Origin of the sequence: Janibacter sp. A1S7, from assembly GCF_037198315.1 — a bacterium.
Taxonomy (GTDB): domain Bacteria; phylum Actinomycetota; class Actinomycetes; order Actinomycetales; family Dermatophilaceae; genus Janibacter; species Janibacter alittae.
Window position 1 is genome coordinate 2,290,263 of the sequence record NZ_CP144913.1, and the last position, 19,995, is coordinate 2,310,257.

Below are 19,995 nucleotides of genomic sequence, written 5' to 3' on the forward strand. Positions count from 1 at the left end.
GACTCGCCGACCAAGGTGCAAATGCTGTGCAATAGTGGATGTCCCACCCGACGACACGAGGAGATGCAGCGATGCACGTTCCGGACGGCTTCCTCGACGGGCCCACCTCCGTGGCCACCGCCGCCATCGCAGCCGCTGGGATCGGGGTGGCCCTGTGGCGCAGCCGGGGATCCCTCGACGACCGCAGCGCGCCGATGGCGGGGATGGCTGCCGTCTTCGTCTTCGCGGCCCAGATGCTCAACTTCCCCGTCGGCGCCGGTACCTCCGGCCACCTGCTCGGCGGGACACTCGCAGCCGTCCTCGTGGGCCCGTGGACGGCGACCCTGTGCATCACGGTGGTGCTCGTCGTCCAGGCGTTGCTCTTCGCCGACGGCGGCATCACCGCGCTCGGGACGAACGTCACCCTCATGGCGGTGGTCGGTGTCTGGGTCGGATGGGCCCTTTTCCGTGCTGTGGGGCTGGTCCTGCCACGTCGCACCGGATCGGTGCCGGTCGCTGCCGCGATCGCCGCCTTCCTCTCGGTACCGATCACCGCGCTGGCCTTCGTCGCGCTGTACGCGGTCGGTGGGCAGGCGCCGATCCCCCTCGAGACCCTGACCACCGCCATGCTCTCCTGGCACGCGCTGATCGGGATCGGCGAGGCCGTGATCACCTTCCTCGTCGTCGGATCCATCGTGGGCACGCGCCCGGACCTCGTTCGCGGCGCTGCCGGTCGACGACCGGCCGATCTCACCCGACGAGAAGCGCAGGTCCCGGCATGAAGCAACGCATCAGCACCCGTACCGTCGTCATCGGTGGCCTGGCCGTCGCACTGCTGCTCGCGGCGGTCGTGTCGTACTACGCATCGGGGTCGCCCGACGGCCTGGAGCGCGTCGCCGAGAACCTCGGATTCGCCGGGACGGCCGGTGAGCACGCGGCCGGCGACTCCCCGCTGGCCGACTACGGCGTCGGCGGTATCGGGGACGCCCGTCTGTCCGGCGGGCTGGCCGGCGTCATCGGTGTCCTCGTCGTCGGGATCGTCATGGTCGGCCTGACGCGGCTGCTGCGCCGCAGCAACTCCGACTCGACGGAGGACTGAGTGGGCGGCCCCCACGGCCGCACCCTGCACGTCGCCGGAGCATCCGCCGTGCACCGACTGCCCGCCCACCTGAAGGTCGTCGCGCTCCTCGTCTTCGTCGGCGCGGTCGTGGCGACCCCACGTGAGGCCTTCTGGGCCTACGGGCTGCACGTCCTCGTGCTGCTGGTGGCCATCGTCATCTCGACGGTCCCCTTCCGGGTGCTGCTGCCCCGGCTGGTGATCGAGCTGCCGTTCGTCGTCTTCGCGCTGCTCATGCCCTTCGTCGCGGTCGGGCCACAGACCCAGGTCGGTCCGCTGGCGTTGTCCGTCCCCGGCCTGTGGGGAGCGTGGGCGCTGCTGGCGAAGGGGACGTTGGGCGCCCTGGCGTCGCTCCTGCTGGCGGCCACGACCTCACCGACCGAGCTCGTGGGTGGGTTGGCCCGGCTGCGGCTGCCGCGACGGCTGGTGGAGATACTCGCCTTCATGATCCGTTACCTCGACGTCGTCACCGGGGAGTTGCGTCGCATGCGCATCGCTCGGGAGTCCCGCGGCTTCGCCGGGAGGTCTCTGGCCGCCTGGCCGGTGATCGCCGGGTCCGCGGGCGCCCTGTTCATCCGCTCCTTCGAGCGGGGCGAGAGGGTACACCTGGCGATGCTCTCCCGCCGCTACACCGGCGATCTGCACCTCGGGGCGGGTGCGGCTGCGTCCGAGGTCATCTGGGTGCGCGCGCTGGCGCTGCCCTCGGTCACGGTGCTGGTCGCGGCCGTCGCCCTCGGGATGGGGGCGTGGGCATGAGCACTCCGGTGGTGGAACTGCGGGGGCTCCGGCACGCCTACCCGGACGGGCACGAGGCGCTGCGCGGCGTTGACCTGCACGTGCACCCCGGCGAGCGGGTCGCGCTGCTCGGCCCGAACGGCGCCGGCAAGACCACTCTCGTGCTCCACCTCAACGGTGTGCTGCGCCCCGACTCGGGAACGGTGACGATCTCGGGTCTGACCGTCGCGGCGGACTCCTTGCTGGAGGTACGCCGACGGGTGGGGATCGTCTTCCAGGACCCGGATGACCAGTTGTTCATGCCGACGGTGCGTCAGGACGTCGCCTTCGGCCCGCGGAACCTCGGGCTGCGTGGTCAACAGCTCGACGCGCGCGTGGACGACGCGCTGGCGGCGGTCGAGGTCTCCGACCTGGCCGACCGGCCACCCCATCACCTGTCCTTCGGTCAACGCCGACGCGTCGCAGTCGCGACCGTGCTGGCGATGGAGCCGGAGATCCTCGTCCTCGACGAGCCGAGCAGCAACCTCGACCCGGCCGCACGCCGGGAGGTCGCGGACATCCTGCGGGGGCTGGACGTCACCGTCCTGATGGTCACGCACGACCTGCCCTACGCCCTCGAGCTGTGCGAGCGGTCCGTCCTGCTCTCTGACGGGCTGGTGGTCGGTGACGGCCCGACGGCGGACGTGCTCGGCGACCGCGAGCTCATGGCCACGCACCGGCTGGAGCTGCCCTATGGCTTCGACCCTGCGTCGGTACCGGCGCTGAAGCGGCACTGAGGCCGATGGAGCGCCGATCAGGCCGCATGGAGCAGGTCGGCGTAGACGACCTCGATGGTCGAGGGTTGTCGTAGCGCCGCACCGGTCACCGAGTGGACGTGCCCTCGGGTGGCGTCAGGCCTTCGTGGTCGGCAGCATGTCGGGCAGTCGCTCCTGCGACTCCGGCTGCTGTGTCGACTGTTCCATCACGATCCCTTCGCCCGGCCTGTTCGGACGCGTGTTCGAGAAGGACGTCCCCTCGTGCGGGCTCGATCTCGCCGGGTGCCGGTGCGAGCGGCCACCTGGGGGTGCCTGCCAACGCCGAGAGATCAGTCCGCCACCCCGACGAGCACCGGCTCGATCGCGATCTCACTCCGCAGGCTCGCGGCGATGAAGCACTCGCGGTGGGCGACCTCGATCAGTCGCTCCACCTTGGCGCGCGGCGCCGGCTCCCCGAGCGTGATGTGCGGGCGCAGCACGATACGGGCTACCCACATGGGGCGGTCTCCCTCGAGCAGGTGTCCCACGGCCTCGTCGCGGTAGTCCACGACATCCAGCCGAGCCCGCGCAGCCACGGCGAGGAAGGACAACAGCTGGCAGCTGCTCGCTGCGGCCACGAGCAGCTGCTCCGGGTTGGGCCGAAACGGGTCCCCCAGGAAGGCAGCCGCGCTGCTTGCTCGCACCACGTCCCCGGCCATCGCCAACTCGTGCTCGCGCGCGTAGACGTCGTAGCCGGTACCGGTCGAGCCGGTCCAGCTGAGGGACGTGACGAACGAGTGGTCGCTCACCCGCCTAGACTGCCTGATCGAGCCGAAGTGGTGGAACAGGCAGACACGCTTGGTTTAGGTCCAAGTGCCCTCTGGGTGTGCGGGTTCAAGTCCCGCCTTCGGCACTCACACCAGGTGTTCCCGCAGCAGCGGGACCATCCCCCGGAAGGCCCGGCCCCGGTGGCTGATCGCGTTCTTCTCCTCGTCGGTGTACTCGGCCAGGGAACGGGTACCACCGTCCGGGACGAAGATCGGGTCATAGCCGAAACCGTTCTCCCCCACCGGCGCCCGTGCGATGACGCCCGGGGCCAGCCCTTCGCTCACGACGGTGGCCCCACCGGGGACGGCGAGCACGGCCGCACACCGGAAGGCCGCCCGGCGGTGCTCGTCGGGGACGTCCGCGAGCTGGTCGAGGAGCAGCTGCAGGTTGCGACGGTCCTTCTCGGCACGGGGCAGGTCCTGGCCACCGTGCTGGCCGGACCACCGGGCGGAGAAGATCCCGGGCGCCCCACCGAGCACGTCCACGGCCAGACCGGAGTCGTCGGCGAGCGCCGGCGTCGCGGTCGTCCGCGCGACGTGCTCGGCCTTCAACCGCGCGTTGCCGGCAAAGGTCACCTCGGTCTCCGGGATCTCGCCGACCTCCGGGAAGGCCGCCATCGAGACGACCTCGAGATCCAGGTCGGCAGCCGCGCCGGCGAGGATCTGCTGGAGCTCGTGCACCTTGTGCTCGTTGTGCGTCGCGAGGACCACCCGTCGTGTCACCGCGCCCGCTCCCTCGGGGTCCCGGCGAGCGCGGCCTGCTGCTTCTCGGTCAGGTCCGCGCACCCCGTGGTCGCCAGGTCCAGCAGCTCACCCAGGAGCGCCCGGTCGAAGGGGGCACCCTCGGCCGTCCCCTGCACCTCGACGAACTCGCCGGTGCCGGTCATGACGACGTTCATGTCGGTCTCGGCCGTCGAGTCCTCCGGGTAGTCGAGGTCGCACACCGCGCGCCCGCCGACGACGCCGACGGAGACCGCAGCGAGGGAGCCGGTGAGCGGCTTCGCCGACGCGGCGACGAGGCCACGGGCGCGGGCGTCCTCGATCGCGTCGGCCAGGGCGACCCAGGCGCCGGTGATGGCCGCGGTCCGAGTACCTCCGTCGGCCTGGAGAACGTCGCAGTCGAGGACGATCGTGTTCTCCCCCAGTGCCTTCATGTCGATGACCGCCCGCAGGCAGCGACCGATGAGGCGGGAGATCTCGTGCGTGCGACCGCCGACCTTGCCCTTGCGGGACTCCCGCCCGCTGCGCGTGTTGGTGCTGCGCGGCAGCATCTCGTACTCGGCGGTGACCCACCCGGTGCCCTGGCCCTTGAGCCAGCGCGGCACGCCTGCCTCGAAGGACGCGGCGACGAGGACGCGGGTCTTGCCGAACTCGACGAGGACGGAGCCCTCCGCGTGGTCGAGCCAGTTGCGGGTGATGCGCACCTCGCGCAGCTGCTCGGGAGTGCGTCCGTCATGGCGGGGGGTCGTGTCAGTCATGCGCTCAGGTTAACGACCGGAGGGTTCCGTACTCTCGGGGCATGGACGCACGCACACGGATCGACCTCGCGGACGGGGGCAGCACCGTGCTGCACGTGGCGCAGGCCAAGGAGGTCGGCGGGCCGCTCGTCCTCGTCCTACCGGCCATGGGGGTCCCGGCCGGGTACTACGAACCCTTCGTCGACGACCTCGCCCGCACCGGGGTCACCGCTGCCGTCGCCGACTACCCCGGGCAGGGGGCGGCGACACCGCGCGTCGACCGCGATCTGGACCACGGGTACACCGAGGTCGCCCACGACTGGCTGCCGCGGGTCGTTGCGGCTGCGCGACGGGAGCACGACGGACCCCTCGTCGGGCTCGGCCACTCCCTCGGCGGGCACATCCTGCTGACCCATCTGGCAGGAGACGAGCCGCTGCCCGACGCCGCCGTCCTCATCGGCGCCGGCACGCCCTTCTGGCGCACGCACCACGGGGTCAAGACGCTGCTGCAGACGCAGTTCATGGGATTGCTGACCCGGATTCGGAGGTTCTGGCCGGGCGACCGCCTCGGTTTCGGTGGACGCCAGCCCCGCACCCTGATCCGGGAGTGGGCGGCCTTCGCGCGCACCGGGCGGCTCACCCCCGGCGGACGCCCGATCGAACCGGCGTTGCGGGACGTCCGCCTGCCGGTGCTCGTCGTCGACCTCGACGGTGACCACCTCGCACCGCCGGCCGCCGTCGACGCGCTCGTGGCCAAGCTCCCCTCGGCGCAGGTGGAGCGGTTCACCTTCGTCAAGGCCCCGGGGGACCCAGGGAAGCCGGTCAGCCACGTCTCCTTCGCCCGCTCCCCCGAGATCATCGGCGAACGGATCGCCGAGTGGGTCCTGAAGAATGCTCAGGTCAGCGCGTCAGGTCCTGAGTGATCCGCTGGACGTCACCGGCCACCTCGACCCGCGTGCCGGCGCCGAGGACCAACGGCATCATCGGCTGCTGGTGGCCGAAGTCCACATCCAGCACCACCGGGACGGCGAGGTCACCGAGGGCATCCCGCACCGCCTCGTGCTGCGTCAGGGTGGACCCGTCCGGCGCCGGGGTCCGGCCGATGAGGACACCAGCGCACCGGTCGAACCACCCGGCCAGCCGCAGCCCGTGCAGTGCGCGGGCGACCTCGAAGGCATTGCCCTCCGCCGCCTCGAGCAGGACCACCGGCGGGCTGGGCTGCTCCTGCGCCCACCCCGGCACGTCGGCGAAGGGGGTTCCGGCCAGGGGTGAGAGCACCTCGATGCATCCACCGACCAGCGGCCCGGCGAAGGCAGCAGAGGTACCGGAGATGAGCGCCCACCGCGTCGGCTCGGTGAGGGTCAGCTGGTCGACCCCGGGGTCGGCGACGTAGTCGTCCCAGCCGTCTGCGCGACGGTGCGTCGCAGCCGTCTGGGTGAGCTCACCCCCTTCGCTCATGGCCGTGTCCAACCAGTGCCGCAGGCCGGGGGCGGGCACGTAGGGCGTGTCCATGAGGTTCAGTCCGTGCAGGGTCGCCCAGCCCGATCGCAGGGTGAGCGGCAGCATCGTCGTGGTCGTGTCGGAGAAGCCCACGTACCAGCAGGGGTCGCACTCGGCGAGCAGCTCGAAGTCCAGGTACGGCAACAGGTCGATGCCGGTCTCACCGCCCCACGGTGGCACCACGGCGGCGACGTCCGGGTCGACGAGCAGCGCCATCAGCTCGTCCGCACGCGCCGCCTTCGAGGCGCTCACGTGGTGGTCCTCGCGATCGCGCAGGCACAGCCCCTCGATGACCTCGAACCCCTGTCGACGCAGGTAGGCGATCCCCGCGTCGAGACGCGGCCACAGCTCTGGCGCGACCCCCGAGCTGGGAGCGGTCACGGCGATCGAGTCACCGGGGCGAAGCGGGGCGGGCAGTCGGATGGGCATGGCGCCAGTCCATCAGGTGGTTGCGACGGCGTCGACCGACATCGCCATGACATCGGAGGCCTCGTGAGACACAACTTTGCTTAGGCTTACCTAACTATTAGTGTTCCTTCTGCCTTCGACCGACTCTCAACCCCCCGGGGCCCTCGTTCACCACACGACGCCGCGCGCTGGCGATCACCCCCGCGTTCACCCTTCCCCTGGCCGCCTGCGGCACGTCCGATGGCTCGGCCACCCCGGGCCAAGGCGACTCACGGGAGAGCGTGTCGGTCGAGCACGCCATGGGACGCACCGAGGTGCCCTGCACGCCGAAGAAGGTCGTCACGCTCGGCCAGGGGCAGACCGACTCCGTCCTCGCTCTGGGCGTCACCCCCGTCGGCGTGGTCGAGCCCTGGACCGACGACTGGTACGAGTACCTGCCCGACGAGGTCGAGGAGGCCCAGGTCGTCGGGACGGAGATCGAGCCGGACCTGGAGAAGGTCGCCTCCCTCCAGCCGGACCTCATCGTCGGCTCCAAACTTCGCCACGAGGCCATCTACGACACGCTCGCCACGATCGCTCCGACCGTCTTCTCCGAGACGATCGGCGTGACGTGGAAGGAGAACGTCTCGCTGTGGGCGCAGGCCCTCTGCACGCCGGAGAAGGGCGAGGAGATCGTCGCCGACTACGACGAGCGGGCCGAGCAGCTCGGCGAGGACCTGGCTGAGGCGGGCAAGGCCGACACCGAGGTGTCGATCATCCGTTTCATGCCGGACCAGGTGCGCATCTACCTCACCGGCTTCCCGGGATCCGTCATCCGCGACGCGGGCCTCAAGCGCCCCGGTGCCCAGCGCGTCGACGACTGGGAGGCATCCGAGCAGCTCGTCGAGATCTCCGAGGAGCGCATCCCCGACATGGACGGTGATGTCATCTTCCAGATGGTCTCGTCCGAGCACTACGCCCAGCAGGGCACCACCAGCGTCGACGAGCAGATGGAGCGGTGGACCTCCACGGACCTGTGGCAGAATTTGTCCGCCGTCACGCAGGACGACGTCGTGGTCGTCGACGAGAGCCACTGGAACCTCGGTGGAGGCATCGGCGCCGCCAACGCGATGCTCCGGGACCTCGAGGGCAACCTGCTCACCGACCAGTGAGCCTGACCGTCCGTACCGCCGGGGTGCGCGAGGCCACACGCGCACCCCGGTCGGGCGCCCGGGCCGTACTCGTCCCGGCAGCGCTCCTGATCGTTCTCGTGGTCACGGTGCTGGGCAGCTTCGCCATCGGGTCGGTTCGGCTGCCGACGGCCGAGGTCATCGAAGCCGTGGCCGGAGCACGGGCCACCGAGGCTCACCTCATCGTGCTGGACCTGCGACTGCCACGGACCATCGCCGGCGTCATCGCCGGGCTGTGCCTGGCACTCGCCGGCGTGCTCCTGCAGGGCGCGACCCGCAACCCGCTCGCTTCTCCGACCCTGCTCGGGATCACTGCGGGCGCCGGGTTCGCCGTGGTGGTGACCGTCGCACTGCTCGACGTCCCGCCCGGGTTCGCCGTCTGGGCGGCCTTCGTCGGCGGTGCCGTCGCCGCGGGCCTGGCGCTCGCGCTCGCCGGCACCGGTCGGGACGCCATGTCGCCGGTCCGACTGGCCCTGTCGGGCGCCATCATCTCGTTGCTGCTGTCGGCGTGGACCCAGGCCCTGCTCGCTCTCAACCAGGCCAACGCCGACGACGTGCGTCACTGGCTCGCGGGGTCCCTCGCCGGACGCGACGCCGCAGCCGTCACGCCCCTGCTGCCCGTCGTCGGGATCGGCCTGTTCGCCTGCGCCCTGCTGGCGCGCCCGCTGGACGCGCTGTCCCTCGGCGACGAGACCGCCGTCGGCCTGGGTCAGCACCCCGGACGCGTGCGCCTCCTCGCCGGCGCCGCGGCCGTCTGCCTCTCGGCCGTTGCCGTTGCGCTGGCGGGTCCGGTCGCCTTCCTCGGCCTGATCGTCCCGCACGTGGCCCGTGCCCTCGTGGGGTCCGCGCACCGCGACGTCCTCATCACCTCGGCCCTCCTTGGTCCGATCGTGCTCCTGGTGGCCGACATCATCGGCCGGGTCATCGCCCGACCGACCGAAGTCCAGGCGGGCGTGCTCACCGCCATCATCGGTGCGCCGGTGCTCATCCGGGTGGCCAGCCGGGTGAAGGGAGCCCTGTGACCACGTCGCCCCGCCGGGTTGGCCCCCGGTCACTCGTCCTCCCTTCGTCCCTCGCGCTGGCTGTGCTGTGCCTGATGGCGGTCGCCATCACCCTCGGCTCCAGCGACCTGTCGGTCAGGTCTGCCGTGCCCGCGGTCCTCGGTCTCGGCGACCCCGGAGAGATCTTCATCGTGCGAGAGCTGCGCCTGCCCCGGGTGCTCGTGGCGATCGGGGTCGGTGCCACTCTCGGCGCCTCCGGCACGCTGATGCAGAGCCTCCTGCGCAACCCGCTGGCCTCACCGGACATCATCGGGGTCACCGGCGGCGCCAGCCTGGCGACCGTGCTGGCGATCAGCGCCGCGGTAGGACCCGCCCTGCTACCCCTGGCAGCGGGTACCGGCGCACTGCTGGCCACGGCCGTGCTCCACGTGCTCGCGCACCGCAACAGCTCCGGTGCCCGTCTGGTCCTCATCGGCATCGGGCTGCATGCCATCGCCAGCGCCGGAGTGGCCCTGACCATCGCCCGTATCCCCACGGACCGACTCGGCGCGGCCGAGGTCTGGCTCGCGGGCAGCCTGCACGCCAGGACGTGGACCCACGTCATCACCATCCTCGTCGGTGCCGCACTCACCCTGCCGCTTGCGTACGGCCTGCTGCGCCACCTGAAGACACTCGAGCTCGGGGACGAGCTTGCCGTGGGTGCGGGTGTGCGGGTCACCAGGACCCGCCACCTGTTGCTGCTCTCGTCCGCACTCCTCGCCGGGGTGGCCGTGGCCGTCTCAGGACCGATCGCCTTCGTGGCCCTCGGCGCGCCCCACATCGCCCGGCGTCTGGTCGGACCGACCTCACCGGCGACGCTCACGACCGCCGCCCTGGTCGGCGCGCTGCTCGTGCTCGCAGCCGACCTCATCGGCAAGAACCTGCTCGCCCCCACCTCGCTCGCTGCGGGAGTGGTGACCGCGGCGCTGGGGGCCCCTTACCTCCTCTGGCTCCTCCATCGGATGGGACGCAACTCATGACGACGTCGATGACCTCCGCCCGACCCGGTCGGCCGCTCGTCCACGCGCAAGGCCTGCACGTCGGCTACGGCGACCGTGCCGTCCTCCGAGGACTGGACCTGCACCTGCCGGACCGCGCCGTCACCGCGATCGTCGGCCCCAACGGTTGCGGCAAGTCGACGCTCCTGCGATCCGTCGGTCGGGTCCTGCGACCGAGCAGCGGAGCCGTCCTCCTCGACGGCCGGCCCGTCCACGACCTGCCCACGCGCGACGTCGCCCGCAGCCTCGGTCTCCTCCCCCAGACCAACGTCGTCCCCGAGCAGCTGACCGTCCGCGACCTGGTGTCCCGTGGTCGCTTCCCGCACCGGGGCGCCTTCGGTCGGTGGTCGCGTCAGGACGAGGAGGCCGTCGTCGAGGCGATGGCAGCGACGGGCACGACCGAGCTGGCGGACCGGGCCGTCGACCAGCTCTCCGGCGGGCAGCGGCAGCGGGTCTGGGTCGCGCTCGTCCTCGCACAGCAGACTCCCGTGCTCCTGCTCGACGAGCCGACGACCTACCTCGACCTGGCCCACCGGCTGGAGATCCTCCATCTGCTGCGAGAGCTCAACGTCGAACGGGCGATCACCGTCGTCATGGTGCTGCACGACCTCAACGAGGCGTGCCGCTACGCCGACCACGTCATCGCCATGCGCGACGGCACCGTCGTCGCCGAGGGTGCACCGGTGGACGTCGTCACGCCCGACCTCGTGCGACAGGTCTTCGGGGTCGAGTGCCTCACCGTCCCCGACCCGGTTGCCGGGACGCCGATGGTCGTGCCCACCTGATCAGCACAGCGCGCGCCCCGAGCTAGCCTCCTCGTCATGACCCGACACGCCATCTGCTTCGACCTCGACGGGACTCTCGTGGACTCCCTGCCCGACATCATCGGGAGCATCCGCGACGCGCTGGCCGAGCACGGGCTCCGGGTACCCGACGCCGACGACGTCAGGCCCCTGATCGGTCTCCCCCTCGAGGACCTCTTCGGCGTCGTCGCCGAGACCGATGCCGTGCCGGGCCTGTGCGACACCTACCGACGGATCTATCCGCAGCGGTACACCGACAACTCCACCCCCTTCGCCGAGGTCGTGCAGGTACTCACCGCCCTGCGCGAGCGCGGGTACCTGCTCGCCGTGACGACGACCAAACGAAGCGCGATGGCGCGCGACGTCGTCACCGCACTCGGCTTGTCCGACCACCTCGACCACGTCCAGGGGACTGACGACTTCCCGGCCAAGCCGGCGCCGGACGTCATCGAGCACGCGCTACGGACCCTCGGGGCAGAGGGCGCGTGGATGGTTGGGGACACGACGCACGACATCGGCGCCGGGCAGGCAGCCGGTCTGTCCACCTTCGCCGTGTGCCGACCGGAGGCAACCCACGACCGCGCGACCCTCGCCGCGGCCTCACCCGACCGGCTGGAGGAATCGCTGCTGCCGCTGCTGGACGCCACCTGAGGCAGGACGAGGGGGCGACCGGTTCAGATCTCGTAGGTCGCGTCGGGGCGGGCCAGCTCGACCTCACCGGGCCAGACCTCGGCAGCCTGCGCCCGGCAGACCTCCGGGTCGTTCCACGCCGGGATGTGCGTGAGCATCAGCCGCCCGACTCCCCCGGCGTCCACGGCGGCCTGCGCGGCACGTCGGGCGGTGAGGTGGATGCCCCGCGCCTCATCACGCCCCTCGACGAAGGCCGAGTCGACGAGCACCAGGTCGGCACCGGCGAACAGCGGGACGAGGGAGTCGCAGGTGTCGGTGTCACCGCTGTAGGCCAGCACCCGGCCGCCTGCCTCCACCCGGAACCCGTAGGCCTCCACGGGGTGCTCGACGAGGAAGGGCCGCACCACGAAGGGTCCGATCTGCGTGGGCACGCTGGTGGCGAGGCGACGGAAGTCGAGGACGCCGGTCATCCCCCCTTCGTCGATGCCCTCGTAGGCCGCCGCAAGACGCTCGGCCGTCCCGGACGGCCCGTACACGGGCAGCAGTTGCGGCTGCCGGCCAGCCGGGTCATAGGTACGAGCGACGTAGAGACCGGTGACATCGATGCAGTGGTCCGGGTGCAGGTGGGAGAGGACGAGCGCATCAAGATCCGCGAGCGCCGTGTGTCGCTGCAGCGCACCGAGCGCACCATTGCCCAGATCGAGGACGAGACGCCACGTGCGCCCCTCGTGCTCGGCCGTGACGAGGTAGCACGACGCCGGTGAGTCGGGGCCGGCGAAGGAACCGGAGCAGCCGACGACGGTGAGCCTCATACCGCGTCCCCCGTGTTGCCGATGACGGTCGCCACCTCGGGTCCGAGGAAGCGACGGGCCAGCGACCTGAACTCGTCCGGGTCCGCTGTCGTGGTGAACCCGTGACCGGGTCCGGGCAGGGTGTCCGGACGAAGCAGGCCGCGGTCCGCAAGGACACGGTAGACGTCTTTGGCGGTCTCCTCGGCAGATGAGACGAGCGTGACACCGTCGCCCATGACGTAGGACAGGACCCCGGTCAGCAGCGGGTAGTGGGTGCAGCCGAGGACCAGGGTGTCCACGTCCAGCTCGCGGAGGGGATCGAGGTACTCGTGAGCCACCTGCAGGACCTGCGCGCCGGACGTCGTGCCCGCCTCCACGAGCTCGACGAACCGGGGGCACGGCTGGGAGAACAGCTGCGCCGCCGGAGCCGCCGCGAAGGCATCGAGGTAGGCGCGCGAACGGTGCGTGCCCTCGGTGGAGATCACGCCGATGCGGTGGTTGCGGGTGGCGAGAACGGCCCGCCGCACCGCCGGCCGGATGACCTCGACCACGGGCACGGAGTACCGCTCGCGTGCGTCGTGCAGGACCGCTGCCGAGGCGGTGTTGCAGGCGATGACGAGGATCTTGACGCCGTGGTCGACGAGCCGGTCGAGGCACTCGAGGGCGAACTCGCGGGTCTGCGCGATCGGCCGGGGCCCGTAGGGCGCCCGCGCGGTGTCGCCCAGGTAGGCGATCGACTCGTGCGGCAGCTGGTCGATGATCGAGCGGGCGACGGTCAGCCCGCCGAAGCCGGAGTCGAAGATCCCGATCGGCTGGTCCGCGACGTCCCAGGAGCCACCGCTCACGCCTCGTCCCCCGGACCGGCGTCGCTCGTGAGCGCCCCGGTGAGCGACTCCTGCAGCCAGGTGAGGAAGTCGTAGACGCTCAGGGCGAAGACCGCGGGGTCATCCGGAGCGAGGCCGTCCGCGACCTCCTCGAGCCGCTCGGAGTCCTCGTCCGTGCGCAGCCCGAGGCGCTCGCCCATGACCAGCCGCACGTCGGTCAGGGCGATCATCACCGCGGGGGCCTGCACCCGGGTGAGCACCCACTCGTCGTCGACGGCCCGGTCGAGCGTGCGCACCGTCGTCATGAGGTTGGCGTGCTTGCGGCTGCGCAACCCCTGCTCGGTGAAGCGACGGAATTCCGCCGCCTCCTGCTCGTCCTCGCGGTTCCCGGTGGGGAAGAGCCGGTCCAGGGCGGGGTCCCGGTCCGCCAGCGACCCGAAGGACCGGTCGGGGACCCCGGCGCCGCTCGCGCCCTCCTGCGTGTCGGTCGCGAGATCGCTCAGCCCCGCGACGATCGCGTCGAAGGGGTCGACCGACTCCCCCTTCGCCGGCATCGTGGGCTGCACGAGTGAGGCGACCTGTGCGCACAGACCGGCCACGACCGAGCGCTCGTGCTCGTCGAGGACGGCGACGAGACGGTCGCCCTCGGGACGGAAGGCGCGTGCCATCACTCGTCCTTCTGGAAGGTCGCCCACAGGCCGTAGCCCTGGAGCGCCTCGGTGTCGGCTTCCATCTGTTCCTTGGGGCCGTGCGCGACGACGGCGCGTCCCTTGAGGTGGACATCCATCATCAACTTCTCGGCCTGCTCCTTCGGGTAGCCGAAGTGGGTCCGGAAGACCCAGGTCACATAGCTCATGAGGTTGACCGGATCGTTCCAGACCAGGGTGATCCAGGGGACGTCGAGGGACTCGACGGCATCGGGTTCGACGGCTTGCTGCTCGACGGGAACGGTGGACACGCCCTCCACCCTAGAGTGGCTGGCGTGACGAACCGACCCAGCACCGCGCTGCTCACCGATCACTACGAGTTGACCATGCTCCAGGCCGCGCTGCACAGCGGAGCCGCGTCCCGTCAGTGCGTCTTCGAGACCTTCGCCCGCCGTCTGCCCTCCGGTCGGCGCTACGGCGTGCTCGCGGGCACCGGACGCGTCCTCGATGCGATCGAGGACTTCCGCTTCGGTGATGCCGAGCTGACCGACCTGCGCGAGCGGGGCGTGGTGGATGCCACCACCTTGGACTTCCTCGCCGACTACCGCTTCGAGGGTGATGTGTGGGGATACGCGGAGGGTGAGACCTACTTCCCCTACTCCCCCGTGCTCGTCGTCGAGTCCGACTTCGCTCACGGCGTGATCCTCGAGACGGTCATCCTGTCGATCCTCAACCACGACACGGCCGTCGCCTCCGCCGCCTCGCGCATGACCGGTGCGGCGGGCGCCCGCCCGGTGATCGAGATGGGCAGCCGGCGAACCCACGACGAGGCCGCGGTCTCGGCTGCACGGGCGGCCTACATCGCGGGCTTCGCCTCGTCGTCCAACCTCGAGGCAGGTCGTCGTCACGGGGTTCCCACCGGGGGGACCGCCGCACACGCCTTCACGCTGCTCCACGAGAGCGAGCGGGCGGCCTTCGAGGCCCAGGTGGCCTCCCTCGGAAGCGGCACCACGCTCCTGGTGGACACCTACGACGTGGGCGAAGGGGTGGACACGGCGATCGAGGTCGCCGGCCCCGGTCTGGGCGGGGTGCGCCTGGACTCGGGCGACCTGGTCGTGCAGGCGAGCGAGGTCCGTGAGCAGCTCGATGCACTCGGCGCGACGGAGACGACGATCGTGGTCACCTCCGACCTCGACGAGTACGCCATCGCTGCACTGGCTGCTGCCCCGGTGGACACCTATGGCGTGGGGACCCGGGTGGTCACCGGCTCGGGCCACCCGACCGCCTCGATGGTCTACAAGCTCGTCGCGCGCGAGGGTGATGACGGGGAGATGATCGGTGTCGCCAAGCAGAGCCAGGACAAGATCTCCGTCGGTGGCCGCAAGTACGCGCTGCGGCGACGCAACGAGCTCGGCGTGGCCGAGGCCGAGGTGCTGGGGATCGGCGAGCAGCCGGTCAGCGACGGTGACGACCGTGACCTGCTGGTCCCGCTCGTCACCGATGGCCGGATCGTCGGCCGTGCCCACTGCACCCTGGCGGCGGCCCGCGCACGGCACGAGGCCTCGATGGCCGAACTACCGCGGTCGGCGCACCAGCTGAGCGAGGGCCGTCCCGCCGTCGAGACCGTCTTCCTCACCGAGACGCCGTGAGCGAGGCCCTGCGGGGACTGGCCCCCACCCTCGATGCCCTCGTCGACGACGGCGCACTGGTCGGCTGGGTCGCCGGGGTGCAGGGCCCCGCGGGCGTCGAGGTCGCTGTCGGCGGGCGCCGTCGCGTGGACGGCCCGCCCATGGAGCCGCAGACGCTCTTCAGCATCGCCTCCTGCAGCAAGCCGGTCGGGGGCCTGCTCGCCCTGCGCCTGGTCGAGGAGGGCGTCCTGACCCCGGACGACCCGGTGGAGCGCTGGCTCCCGGAGCTGGCCGGGCTCCGGGTGCTGGCCCGCCCCGACGCCGACCTCGGCGACACCGTCCCCGCCGAACGGCCGATCACCGTGCGGCACCTGCTGACCATGACCCCTGGCTTCGGGTGGGTCTCCGACGGGCCGCTCGCCGTCGCGATGCACGACGTCGGGGTGGCGCCCGGCCCGTTCCCCCCACCGATGGGTCCGGACGAGTTCATGGACCGGCTGGCCTCCCTTCCGCTGGCGAACCAGCCGGGGTCCACGTGGCGGTACCACACGAGCAGCGACGTCCTCGGTGTGCTCCTCGCGCGAGCGACCGGCACATCGCTGGGCAACCTGCTCCAGGAGCACGTGTGTGACCCCCTGGGCCTCGTCGACACCGGGTTCACCGGCGACCCCGACCGGATGGCCGGAGTCCACACGGTTGCCCTGGCCGGCGGTCTCGTGGCCCTCCCCCTGCCCGAGGGGACCTTCACGACACCGCCGCAGTTCGAGTCCCTGGCAACCGGCCTCGTGGCCACGGTGCCCGACCAGCTCGCCGTCCTCGCATCCCTGGTGGGGACGGGTCCGACCCTTCTGTCCCGCGAGTCACGCGAGCAGATGCGCCGGCCCCACATCACCGCCGACCAGCGCTCCGCCACGGCGGGGCTGCTGGATCCGGACACCGGCTGGGGCCTGCACGTGGAGACCCGGCCCGACGGCCGCATCGGCTGGGCGGGTGGTCTGGGCACCATCGGTTACGCCGACCCCGCAACCGGACGCGCGGCCTTCCTCGCCACCCAGGTCACCGTCGATGCGCCCGGGACCGTCGCGGCCTTCGACGCCTTCTGGCCCTTGCTCGGCTGAGGGTGGCATGGTGGCGGGTATGGGACGCGCACTGCTGTTGGTCGACCTTCAGAACGACTTCTGCGAAGGGGGGTCCATGGGGGTCGAGGGCGGCGAGGCCGTCGCCGCCCGGGCCGCGGAGCGGGTCCTGGCGGATCGGCCCAGCAGCGAGTTCACCGACCACGAGTACGACGTCATCGCGCTCACCGCGGACTGGCACCACGACCCGGGGTCGCACTGGGCCACCGGGGGGAAGCCGGACTTCGTGACCAGCTGGCCGGTGCACTGTGCAGCCGGCACCCCCGGGGCCGACTTCCACGACTGCCTGCACCCCGTCCTCGACCGCGTCGACGAGGTCTTCCGCAAGGGTGCGCGCGAGGCCGCCTACAGCGGGTTCGAGGGATTCGCGGTCCGGGACGGACGGACCGGCCTGGCCGACTGGCTGCGCCAGCGCGGCATCACCGACCTCGACGTCGGCGGCATCGCCACCGACCACTGCGTGCGCGCGACCGTCCTCGACGCCCTGCACGAGGGGTTCGCAGTACGGCTCCTCGTCGACACCGTCGCCGGGGTCGCGCCCGGGACGACCGAGGCAGCGCTGACGGAGATGATCGACGCGGGCGCCGTGGAGTGGGCCGCGTGAGCCGCGCCGCCCACCGCGCCCTGTTCATCTCGCTCATCAACGACGCCGCACTCTTCCCACCGGCAGGGCTGCCGATGGGCCAGGCCCTGCGAGCCCACGCCGACCACCGCCGTGCCCGCTACGCCGACGTCGTCGGCCCCTTCCTCGTCTCAGCGCCCGCCGTGGGGGACCTGACCGCCGCGGTGGCCGACGGAGCGCCCGCCCCGTCCGCGATCGGTCTGGTCGCCCGCCCCGGGACCGCGGTCGCGGACATCGACGACTCCCTGGAGACGTTGCGAGCCCTCGAGTGGCCAAGGGTGGTCTCCTTGGACACGGCGTGGTCTCCTCAGTGGCGCAACCTGGACATCGGCGAGCTCGTCGTCAACCTCGAGATCGGCCGCGAGGGGCAGGGAGAGGCGCTCGACGACATCGCCTCGGCGAGCGACTTCGTCGACGTGCGCGCGACGTTCCGCACCGGCCCCACGCCCGACTGGTCCTGGCCGAGTGCAGCCGAGCTCGCCGACGTGATCCTCGGGTCCGGCCGACGCCACCTGCCCCTGACCCTGACCGGTGGGATGCACCACGTGGCCCGGGGTCAGCACCTCGTCGACGGGAACAGCCAGGAGCAGCACGGCCTGCTCAACGTGCTCGTGGCGGTCCACGCCAGCGCCGGCGGCGCCGACGGGGCCACGGTGCGGGACCTGCTGCAGATCCGGGACGCAGCGGCCCTCGCCGACATCGTCGCCGGCTGGTCGAGCCCTGACATCGCTGCCGTGCGCGCCGCCTTCACCGGCTAGGGATGCTGCGACGTCACCGACCCGATCGACGAACTGCAGGAGCTCGGCCTCCTCACCGTCGGCGAGGACTGACCCTCAGGAACGCTCGCGCGTCTGCTTCCCGACGACGACCTGCGTCCCGGCCACCTTGTCGTGCAGGGCCTGTCGACGCGTGTCCTTGAGAGGCCAGAGCAGATCCAGCGCACGGAAGACGACCTCGACCAGGCAGGTGAGGACCCACAACACGCGCAGGATCATCGGCAGGAGCATCCGCCTGAAGGCCGTGCCGAGGCCCAGCGGCCCCGGACGGTCCACGCGCCGCACGCAGATCCCGACCATCATCTTGCCGGGAGTCGCTGCGCTGACGACCAGGAACCCGATGCCGTAGGCCGCCTGGACGAGCACCATGATGGCGACGGCGACGAAGAGGTACTCGTAGTTCAGGTACTGCAGGTAGCCGGATGCCTCCTCGAGGGTCACGGGGTCGGGCGAACCACTCATCGTCCCCGCCATCGCCCGCCTCCAGTAGTCGGCCATGAAGAGGTACCAGGCCCAGCCGGAGGTCAGCAGGACGAGGACGCTCATGATCACGGTGTCGATGAGGTAGGCCGTGGCCCTGGAGCCGAAGCTCGCCAGCGGCTGGCCGTCAGCGGTCGTCGGTCCCGCCGGCGACGAGCCACCACCTGCAGACGGTGTGCCCCATCCGGGTTGGTGCGGACCCGGCGCACCGGTTGACCGTCCGAAGACGTCCCGGCCCGGGCCACCGTGCTGCGGGTGCGTCCCCGCACGCGATGCATACTGGCCACCCTGCTGGGACGCGGGGTCCACCGGCTCGGCCGATCGGGTCTGGCGTGGCACGCGGTGATCGCTCCAGATGACCCCGTCGAAGTACCGCAGCTGGGTGTCGTCCTCCGGGTCGTCGTACCAGCCGGCGCGCTCGGGGATGCTCATGTCCTCACGATCTCACGTCATCCGTCGTGGCCGGCACGGCCTCCCGGGCGGTCGGCGGGAGCGTGGCCACCCGGTTGGTCATGCTTCGGCGGCGACGCCAGATGACCACGCCGACCGCGAGGACCAGGAGCACCGCGAGGGCAGCCACCGTGCCCGGCCAGCGGGCGGCGGCGGCCAACCACGCGCGGGCCGCGGCGAGCCCGACCGTGGCGTACAGCGCGGCCCAGAGGATCGATCCGATGGTGACTGCGGGCAGGTAGCGACGCAGCGGCATGCGCGTGACCCCGGCGGTGCCGTTGACCGCGGTCTGGATGCCCACGGTGAGGAAACAGATCGCGACGGCGAGCGGTCCCCAGCTGTTGATGAGTTCACGCGCCTTCTGCCAGCGGGGCGAGTTCTCCCCTTCGCCCGTCCGCAGGTACCGCCGCGACCCTGCGGCCGCCCCTCGCCCGAGCCAGTACGTCGCATTGGCCCGGGCCATGACGACCAGGAAGAGGAGCCCGAAGGTCGGGAGGAAGGCGGACCAGGTCACGCCGGCCCACCCGCTGCGGCGTGCTCCGGGGCACGCGCAGCAGCCAGATCGGCGAAGACACGGCGGTTCAACTCGAAGCTGTCCACCGCGGCGGCGACGATCCGCCGGTGGGTGTCGTCGTCGATCTCAAGGGCGTCGAGCGCCGCCCGGTAGGCGTCCTTGTACGGCTTGGGCCTGGGAATCCGCGTGAAGCGGTAGAAGGCCAGCCCGGCCGGATCCACCTCGTAGTGGCGCTGGACCATCCGTGCGATGACCTGCCCCCCGGAGAGATCACCGAGGTAGCGCACGTAGTGGTTCGCGAGCATCATCTCGGGCGTGTGCTCGGTGCGCAGCCGCATCGCGTAGTCCGCCGCCGCCGGCACGATGGGCAGCGCGCCCGTCGCGAGCCGGACCTGGACGTCCTCACCGGCCAGGTGCACCAGGTCCTGCTCCAGAGCAAACACCCGGTCCAGCCGGTGGTCCAACACCGGCGCGAGCAGCGGATGGCTCGCGTAGTGGCCCCACAGGACCTCTTCGAGGGCTCGGTAGATCACCATCTGCTGTGCCGCCAGCGCCACGAAGGCGGGACGACATGCCTGCCCACCCATGAGCTGCTCGACGAAGGCCGACCCCTCGGCATCCGCGTGAGCCGTCGCGGTCTCGGTGCGTAGCGCCACGGACAGGGGCGTATCCATCGGAAACTCCTAGAGTGAGGTTTACCTAACCTTACCCGTAGCGGCGCTTCCGGAAC

General features: G+C 71.4%; 25 protein-coding genes and 1 tRNA gene. 15 read left to right on the forward strand and 11 right to left on the reverse strand.

What is annotated here, in order from left to right; translation table 11 throughout:
- Window positions 1-71: 71 nt before the first annotated feature.
- From V1351_RS11010 to V1351_RS11025, 4 genes are read left to right on the forward strand one after another with little or no spacing between them, the layout of a single operon-like run.
- Window positions 72-761 (forward strand): energy-coupling factor ABC transporter permease, encoded by a 690-nt coding sequence (locus V1351_RS11010; protein ID WP_338748196.1) that lies wholly within the window; start codon window positions 72-74, stop codon window positions 759-761.
- Window positions 758-1,078 carry a PDGLE domain-containing protein gene (locus V1351_RS11015; protein ID WP_338748197.1) on the forward strand — a complete coding sequence of 107 codons (321 nt, stop codon included), beginning with the start codon at window positions 758-760 and terminating at the stop codon, window positions 1,076-1,078. Before V1351_RS11010 ends, V1351_RS11015 begins: the two co-directional genes overlap by 4 nt.
- The gene (gene cbiQ / locus V1351_RS11020; protein ID WP_338748198.1) at window positions 1,079-1,852 is read left to right on the forward strand and encodes a cobalt ECF transporter T component CbiQ; all 774 of its coding nucleotides are present in this window, start codon (window positions 1,079-1,081) and stop codon (window positions 1,850-1,852) included.
- The gene (locus tag V1351_RS11025) at window positions 1,849-2,607 is read left to right on the forward strand and encodes an energy-coupling factor ABC transporter ATP-binding protein (protein WP_338748199.1); all 759 of its coding nucleotides are present in this window, start codon (window positions 1,849-1,851) and stop codon (window positions 2,605-2,607) included. The genes cbiQ and V1351_RS11025 overlap by 4 nt, the downstream gene beginning before the upstream one ends.
- A 308-nt stretch (window positions 2,608-2,915) precedes the next feature.
- Here V1351_RS11025 and V1351_RS11030 read toward each other — a convergent pair whose 3' ends face one another.
- On the reverse strand, window positions 2,916-3,374 hold the full coding sequence (locus V1351_RS11030) for an OsmC family protein (RefSeq protein WP_338748200.1): 459 nt from the start codon (window positions 3,372-3,374) through the stop codon (window positions 2,916-2,918).
- Between the two features lie 21 nt (window positions 3,375-3,395).
- Here V1351_RS11030 and V1351_RS11035 point away from each other — a divergent pair.
- Window positions 3,396-3,478: transfer RNA gene (locus V1351_RS11035), tRNA-Leu, on the forward strand.
- Between the two features lies 1 nt (window position 3,479).
- On the opposite strand, the gene rdgB is transcribed toward V1351_RS11035, so the two are convergent.
- On the reverse strand, window positions 3,480-4,115 hold the full coding sequence (gene rdgB, locus V1351_RS11040; RefSeq protein WP_338748201.1) for an RdgB/HAM1 family non-canonical purine NTP pyrophosphatase: 636 nt from the start codon (window positions 4,113-4,115) through the stop codon (window positions 3,480-3,482).
- On the reverse strand, window positions 4,112-4,870 hold the full coding sequence (gene rph, locus V1351_RS11045; RefSeq protein WP_338748202.1) for a ribonuclease PH: 759 nt from the start codon (window positions 4,868-4,870) through the stop codon (window positions 4,112-4,114). The genes rdgB and rph overlap by 4 nt, the downstream gene beginning before the upstream one ends.
- Before the next feature lie 41 nt (window positions 4,871-4,911).
- On the opposite strand from rph, the gene V1351_RS11050 reads away from it, so the two are divergent.
- A complete protein-coding gene (locus tag V1351_RS11050; RefSeq protein ID WP_338748203.1) occupies window positions 4,912-5,772 on the forward strand; it encodes an alpha/beta fold hydrolase in 861 nt (286 codons plus the stop codon).
- Here the strand turns inward: V1351_RS11050 and V1351_RS11055 are convergent.
- The gene (locus V1351_RS11055; protein ID WP_338748204.1) at window positions 5,750-6,778 is read right to left on the reverse strand and encodes a S66 family peptidase; all 1,029 of its coding nucleotides are present in this window, start codon (window positions 6,776-6,778) and stop codon (window positions 5,750-5,752) included. The genes V1351_RS11050 and V1351_RS11055 overlap by 23 nt on opposite strands.
- 278 nt (window positions 6,779-7,056) lie before the next feature.
- On the opposite strand from V1351_RS11055, the gene V1351_RS11060 reads away from it, so the two are divergent.
- The 5 genes from V1351_RS11060 to V1351_RS11080 are packed head-to-tail and all read left to right on the forward strand — an operon-like array spanning window position 7,057 to window position 11,418.
- Complete coding sequence (locus V1351_RS11060) at window positions 7,057-7,908, forward strand: ABC transporter substrate-binding protein (RefSeq protein WP_338748205.1); 852 nt, start codon at window positions 7,057-7,059, stop codon at window positions 7,906-7,908.
- Window positions 7,905-8,948 carry a FecCD family ABC transporter permease gene (locus V1351_RS11065; protein ID WP_338748206.1) on the forward strand — a complete coding sequence of 348 codons (1,044 nt, stop codon included), beginning with the start codon at window positions 7,905-7,907 and terminating at the stop codon, window positions 8,946-8,948. The genes V1351_RS11060 and V1351_RS11065 overlap by 4 nt, the downstream gene beginning before the upstream one ends.
- A complete protein-coding gene (locus V1351_RS11070; protein WP_338748207.1) occupies window positions 8,945-9,946 on the forward strand; it encodes a FecCD family ABC transporter permease in 1,002 nt (333 codons plus the stop codon). The genes V1351_RS11065 and V1351_RS11070 overlap by 4 nt, the downstream gene beginning before the upstream one ends.
- Window positions 9,943-10,749, forward strand: coding sequence for an ABC transporter ATP-binding protein (locus V1351_RS11075; RefSeq protein ID WP_338748208.1), 807 nt, complete (start codon window positions 9,943-9,945; stop codon window positions 10,747-10,749). Before V1351_RS11070 ends, V1351_RS11075 begins: the two co-directional genes overlap by 4 nt.
- A 36-nt stretch (window positions 10,750-10,785) precedes the next feature.
- Window positions 10,786-11,418 (forward strand): HAD family hydrolase, encoded by a 633-nt coding sequence (locus tag V1351_RS11080; protein ID WP_338748209.1) that lies wholly within the window; start codon window positions 10,786-10,788, stop codon window positions 11,416-11,418.
- A gap of 23 nt (window positions 11,419-11,441) precedes the next feature.
- On the opposite strand, the gene V1351_RS11085 is transcribed toward V1351_RS11080, so the two are convergent.
- The 4 genes from V1351_RS11085 to clpS are packed head-to-tail and all read right to left on the reverse strand — an operon-like array spanning window position 11,442 to window position 13,970.
- A complete protein-coding gene (locus V1351_RS11085; RefSeq protein WP_338748210.1) occupies window positions 11,442-12,209 on the reverse strand; it encodes an MBL fold metallo-hydrolase in 768 nt (255 codons plus the stop codon).
- Window positions 12,206-13,033 (reverse strand): glutamate racemase, encoded by an 828-nt coding sequence (gene murI, locus V1351_RS11090; protein WP_338748211.1) that lies wholly within the window; start codon window positions 13,031-13,033, stop codon window positions 12,206-12,208. The genes V1351_RS11085 and murI overlap by 4 nt, the downstream gene beginning before the upstream one ends.
- Window positions 13,030-13,680, reverse strand: a complete 651-nt coding sequence (locus tag V1351_RS11095; RefSeq protein WP_338748212.1) for a DUF2017 domain-containing protein — start codon at window positions 13,678-13,680, stop codon at window positions 13,030-13,032. The genes murI and V1351_RS11095 overlap by 4 nt, the downstream gene beginning before the upstream one ends.
- Window positions 13,680-13,970 carry an ATP-dependent Clp protease adapter ClpS gene (clpS, locus tag V1351_RS11100; protein WP_338748213.1) on the reverse strand — a complete coding sequence of 97 codons (291 nt, stop codon included), beginning with the start codon at window positions 13,968-13,970 and terminating at the stop codon, window positions 13,680-13,682. The genes V1351_RS11095 and clpS overlap by 1 nt, the downstream gene beginning before the upstream one ends.
- A gap of 15 nt (window positions 13,971-13,985) precedes the next feature.
- Here clpS and V1351_RS11105 point away from each other — a divergent pair, with 15 nt between their 5' ends.
- From V1351_RS11105 to V1351_RS11120, 4 genes are read left to right on the forward strand one after another with little or no spacing between them, the layout of a single operon-like run.
- A complete protein-coding gene (locus V1351_RS11105; RefSeq protein WP_338748214.1) occupies window positions 13,986-15,308 on the forward strand; it encodes a nicotinate phosphoribosyltransferase in 1,323 nt (440 codons plus the stop codon).
- The gene (locus V1351_RS11110) at window positions 15,305-16,405 is read left to right on the forward strand and encodes a serine hydrolase domain-containing protein (protein ID WP_338748215.1); all 1,101 of its coding nucleotides are present in this window, start codon (window positions 15,305-15,307) and stop codon (window positions 16,403-16,405) included. Before V1351_RS11105 ends, V1351_RS11110 begins: the two co-directional genes overlap by 4 nt.
- A gap of 19 nt (window positions 16,406-16,424) precedes the next feature.
- Window positions 16,425-17,027, forward strand: a complete 603-nt coding sequence (locus V1351_RS11115) for an isochorismatase family protein (RefSeq protein ID WP_338748217.1) — start codon at window positions 16,425-16,427, stop codon at window positions 17,025-17,027.
- A complete protein-coding gene (locus V1351_RS11120; RefSeq protein WP_338748218.1) occupies window positions 17,024-17,803 on the forward strand; it encodes a hypothetical protein in 780 nt (259 codons plus the stop codon). The genes V1351_RS11115 and V1351_RS11120 overlap by 4 nt, the downstream gene beginning before the upstream one ends.
- A 75-nt stretch (window positions 17,804-17,878) precedes the next feature.
- On the opposite strand, the gene V1351_RS11125 is transcribed toward V1351_RS11120, so the two are convergent.
- The 3 genes from V1351_RS11125 to V1351_RS11135 are packed head-to-tail and all read right to left on the reverse strand — an operon-like array spanning window position 17,879 to window position 19,939.
- Window positions 17,879-18,733: an RDD family protein gene (locus tag V1351_RS11125; protein ID WP_338748219.1), complete on the reverse strand. Its 855-nt coding sequence runs from the start codon at window positions 18,731-18,733 to the stop codon at window positions 17,879-17,881.
- Between the two features lie 4 nt (window positions 18,734-18,737).
- Window positions 18,738-19,265, reverse strand: coding sequence for a DedA family protein (locus tag V1351_RS11130; RefSeq protein ID WP_338748220.1), 528 nt, complete (start codon window positions 19,263-19,265; stop codon window positions 18,738-18,740).
- The gene (locus tag V1351_RS11135) at window positions 19,262-19,939 is read right to left on the reverse strand and encodes a heme oxygenase (biliverdin-producing) (protein ID WP_338748221.1); all 678 of its coding nucleotides are present in this window, start codon (window positions 19,937-19,939) and stop codon (window positions 19,262-19,264) included. The genes V1351_RS11130 and V1351_RS11135 overlap by 4 nt, the downstream gene beginning before the upstream one ends.
- Window positions 19,940-19,995 lie beyond the last annotated feature (56 nt).

Bases quoted from the DNA above. Each gene is read 5' to 3' on its own strand.
- V1351_RS11115 (WP_338748217.1), top strand. From the start codon at position 16,425: ATGGGACGCGCACTGCTGTTGGTCGACCTTCAGAACGACTTCTGCGAA.
- V1351_RS11025 (WP_338748199.1), top strand. From the start codon at position 1,849: ATGAGCACTCCGGTGGTGGAACTGCGGGGGCTCCGGCACGCCTACCCG.
- V1351_RS11010 (WP_338748196.1), top strand. From the start codon at position 72: ATGCACGTTCCGGACGGCTTCCTCGACGGGCCCACCTCCGTGGCCACC.
- V1351_RS11055 (WP_338748204.1), bottom strand. From the start codon at position 6,778: ATGCCCATCCGACTGCCCGCCCCGCTTCGCCCCGGTGACTCGATCGCC.
- V1351_RS11080 (WP_338748209.1), top strand. From the start codon at position 10,786: ATGACCCGACACGCCATCTGCTTCGACCTCGACGGGACTCTCGTGGAC.
- rph (WP_338748202.1), bottom strand. From the start codon at position 4,870: ATGACTGACACGACCCCCCGCCATGACGGACGCACTCCCGAGCAGCTG.
- V1351_RS11125 (WP_338748219.1), bottom strand. From the start codon at position 18,733: ATGAGCATCCCCGAGCGCGCCGGCTGGTACGACGACCCGGAGGACGAC.
- V1351_RS11085 (WP_338748210.1), bottom strand. From the start codon at position 12,209: ATGAGGCTCACCGTCGTCGGCTGCTCCGGTTCCTTCGCCGGCCCCGAC.
- V1351_RS11095 (WP_338748212.1), bottom strand. From the start codon at position 13,680: ATGGCACGCGCCTTCCGTCCCGAGGGCGACCGTCTCGTCGCCGTCCTC.
- V1351_RS11060 (WP_338748205.1), top strand. From the start codon at position 7,057: ATGGGACGCACCGAGGTGCCCTGCACGCCGAAGAAGGTCGTCACGCTC.
- V1351_RS11135 (WP_338748221.1), bottom strand. From the start codon at position 19,939: ATGGATACGCCCCTGTCCGTGGCGCTACGCACCGAGACCGCGACGGCT.
- V1351_RS11075 (WP_338748208.1), top strand. From the start codon at position 9,943: ATGACGACGTCGATGACCTCCGCCCGACCCGGTCGGCCGCTCGTCCAC.
- V1351_RS11015 (WP_338748197.1), top strand. From the start codon at position 758: ATGAAGCAACGCATCAGCACCCGTACCGTCGTCATCGGTGGCCTGGCC.
- V1351_RS11050 (WP_338748203.1), top strand. From the start codon at position 4,912: ATGGACGCACGCACACGGATCGACCTCGCGGACGGGGGCAGCACCGTG.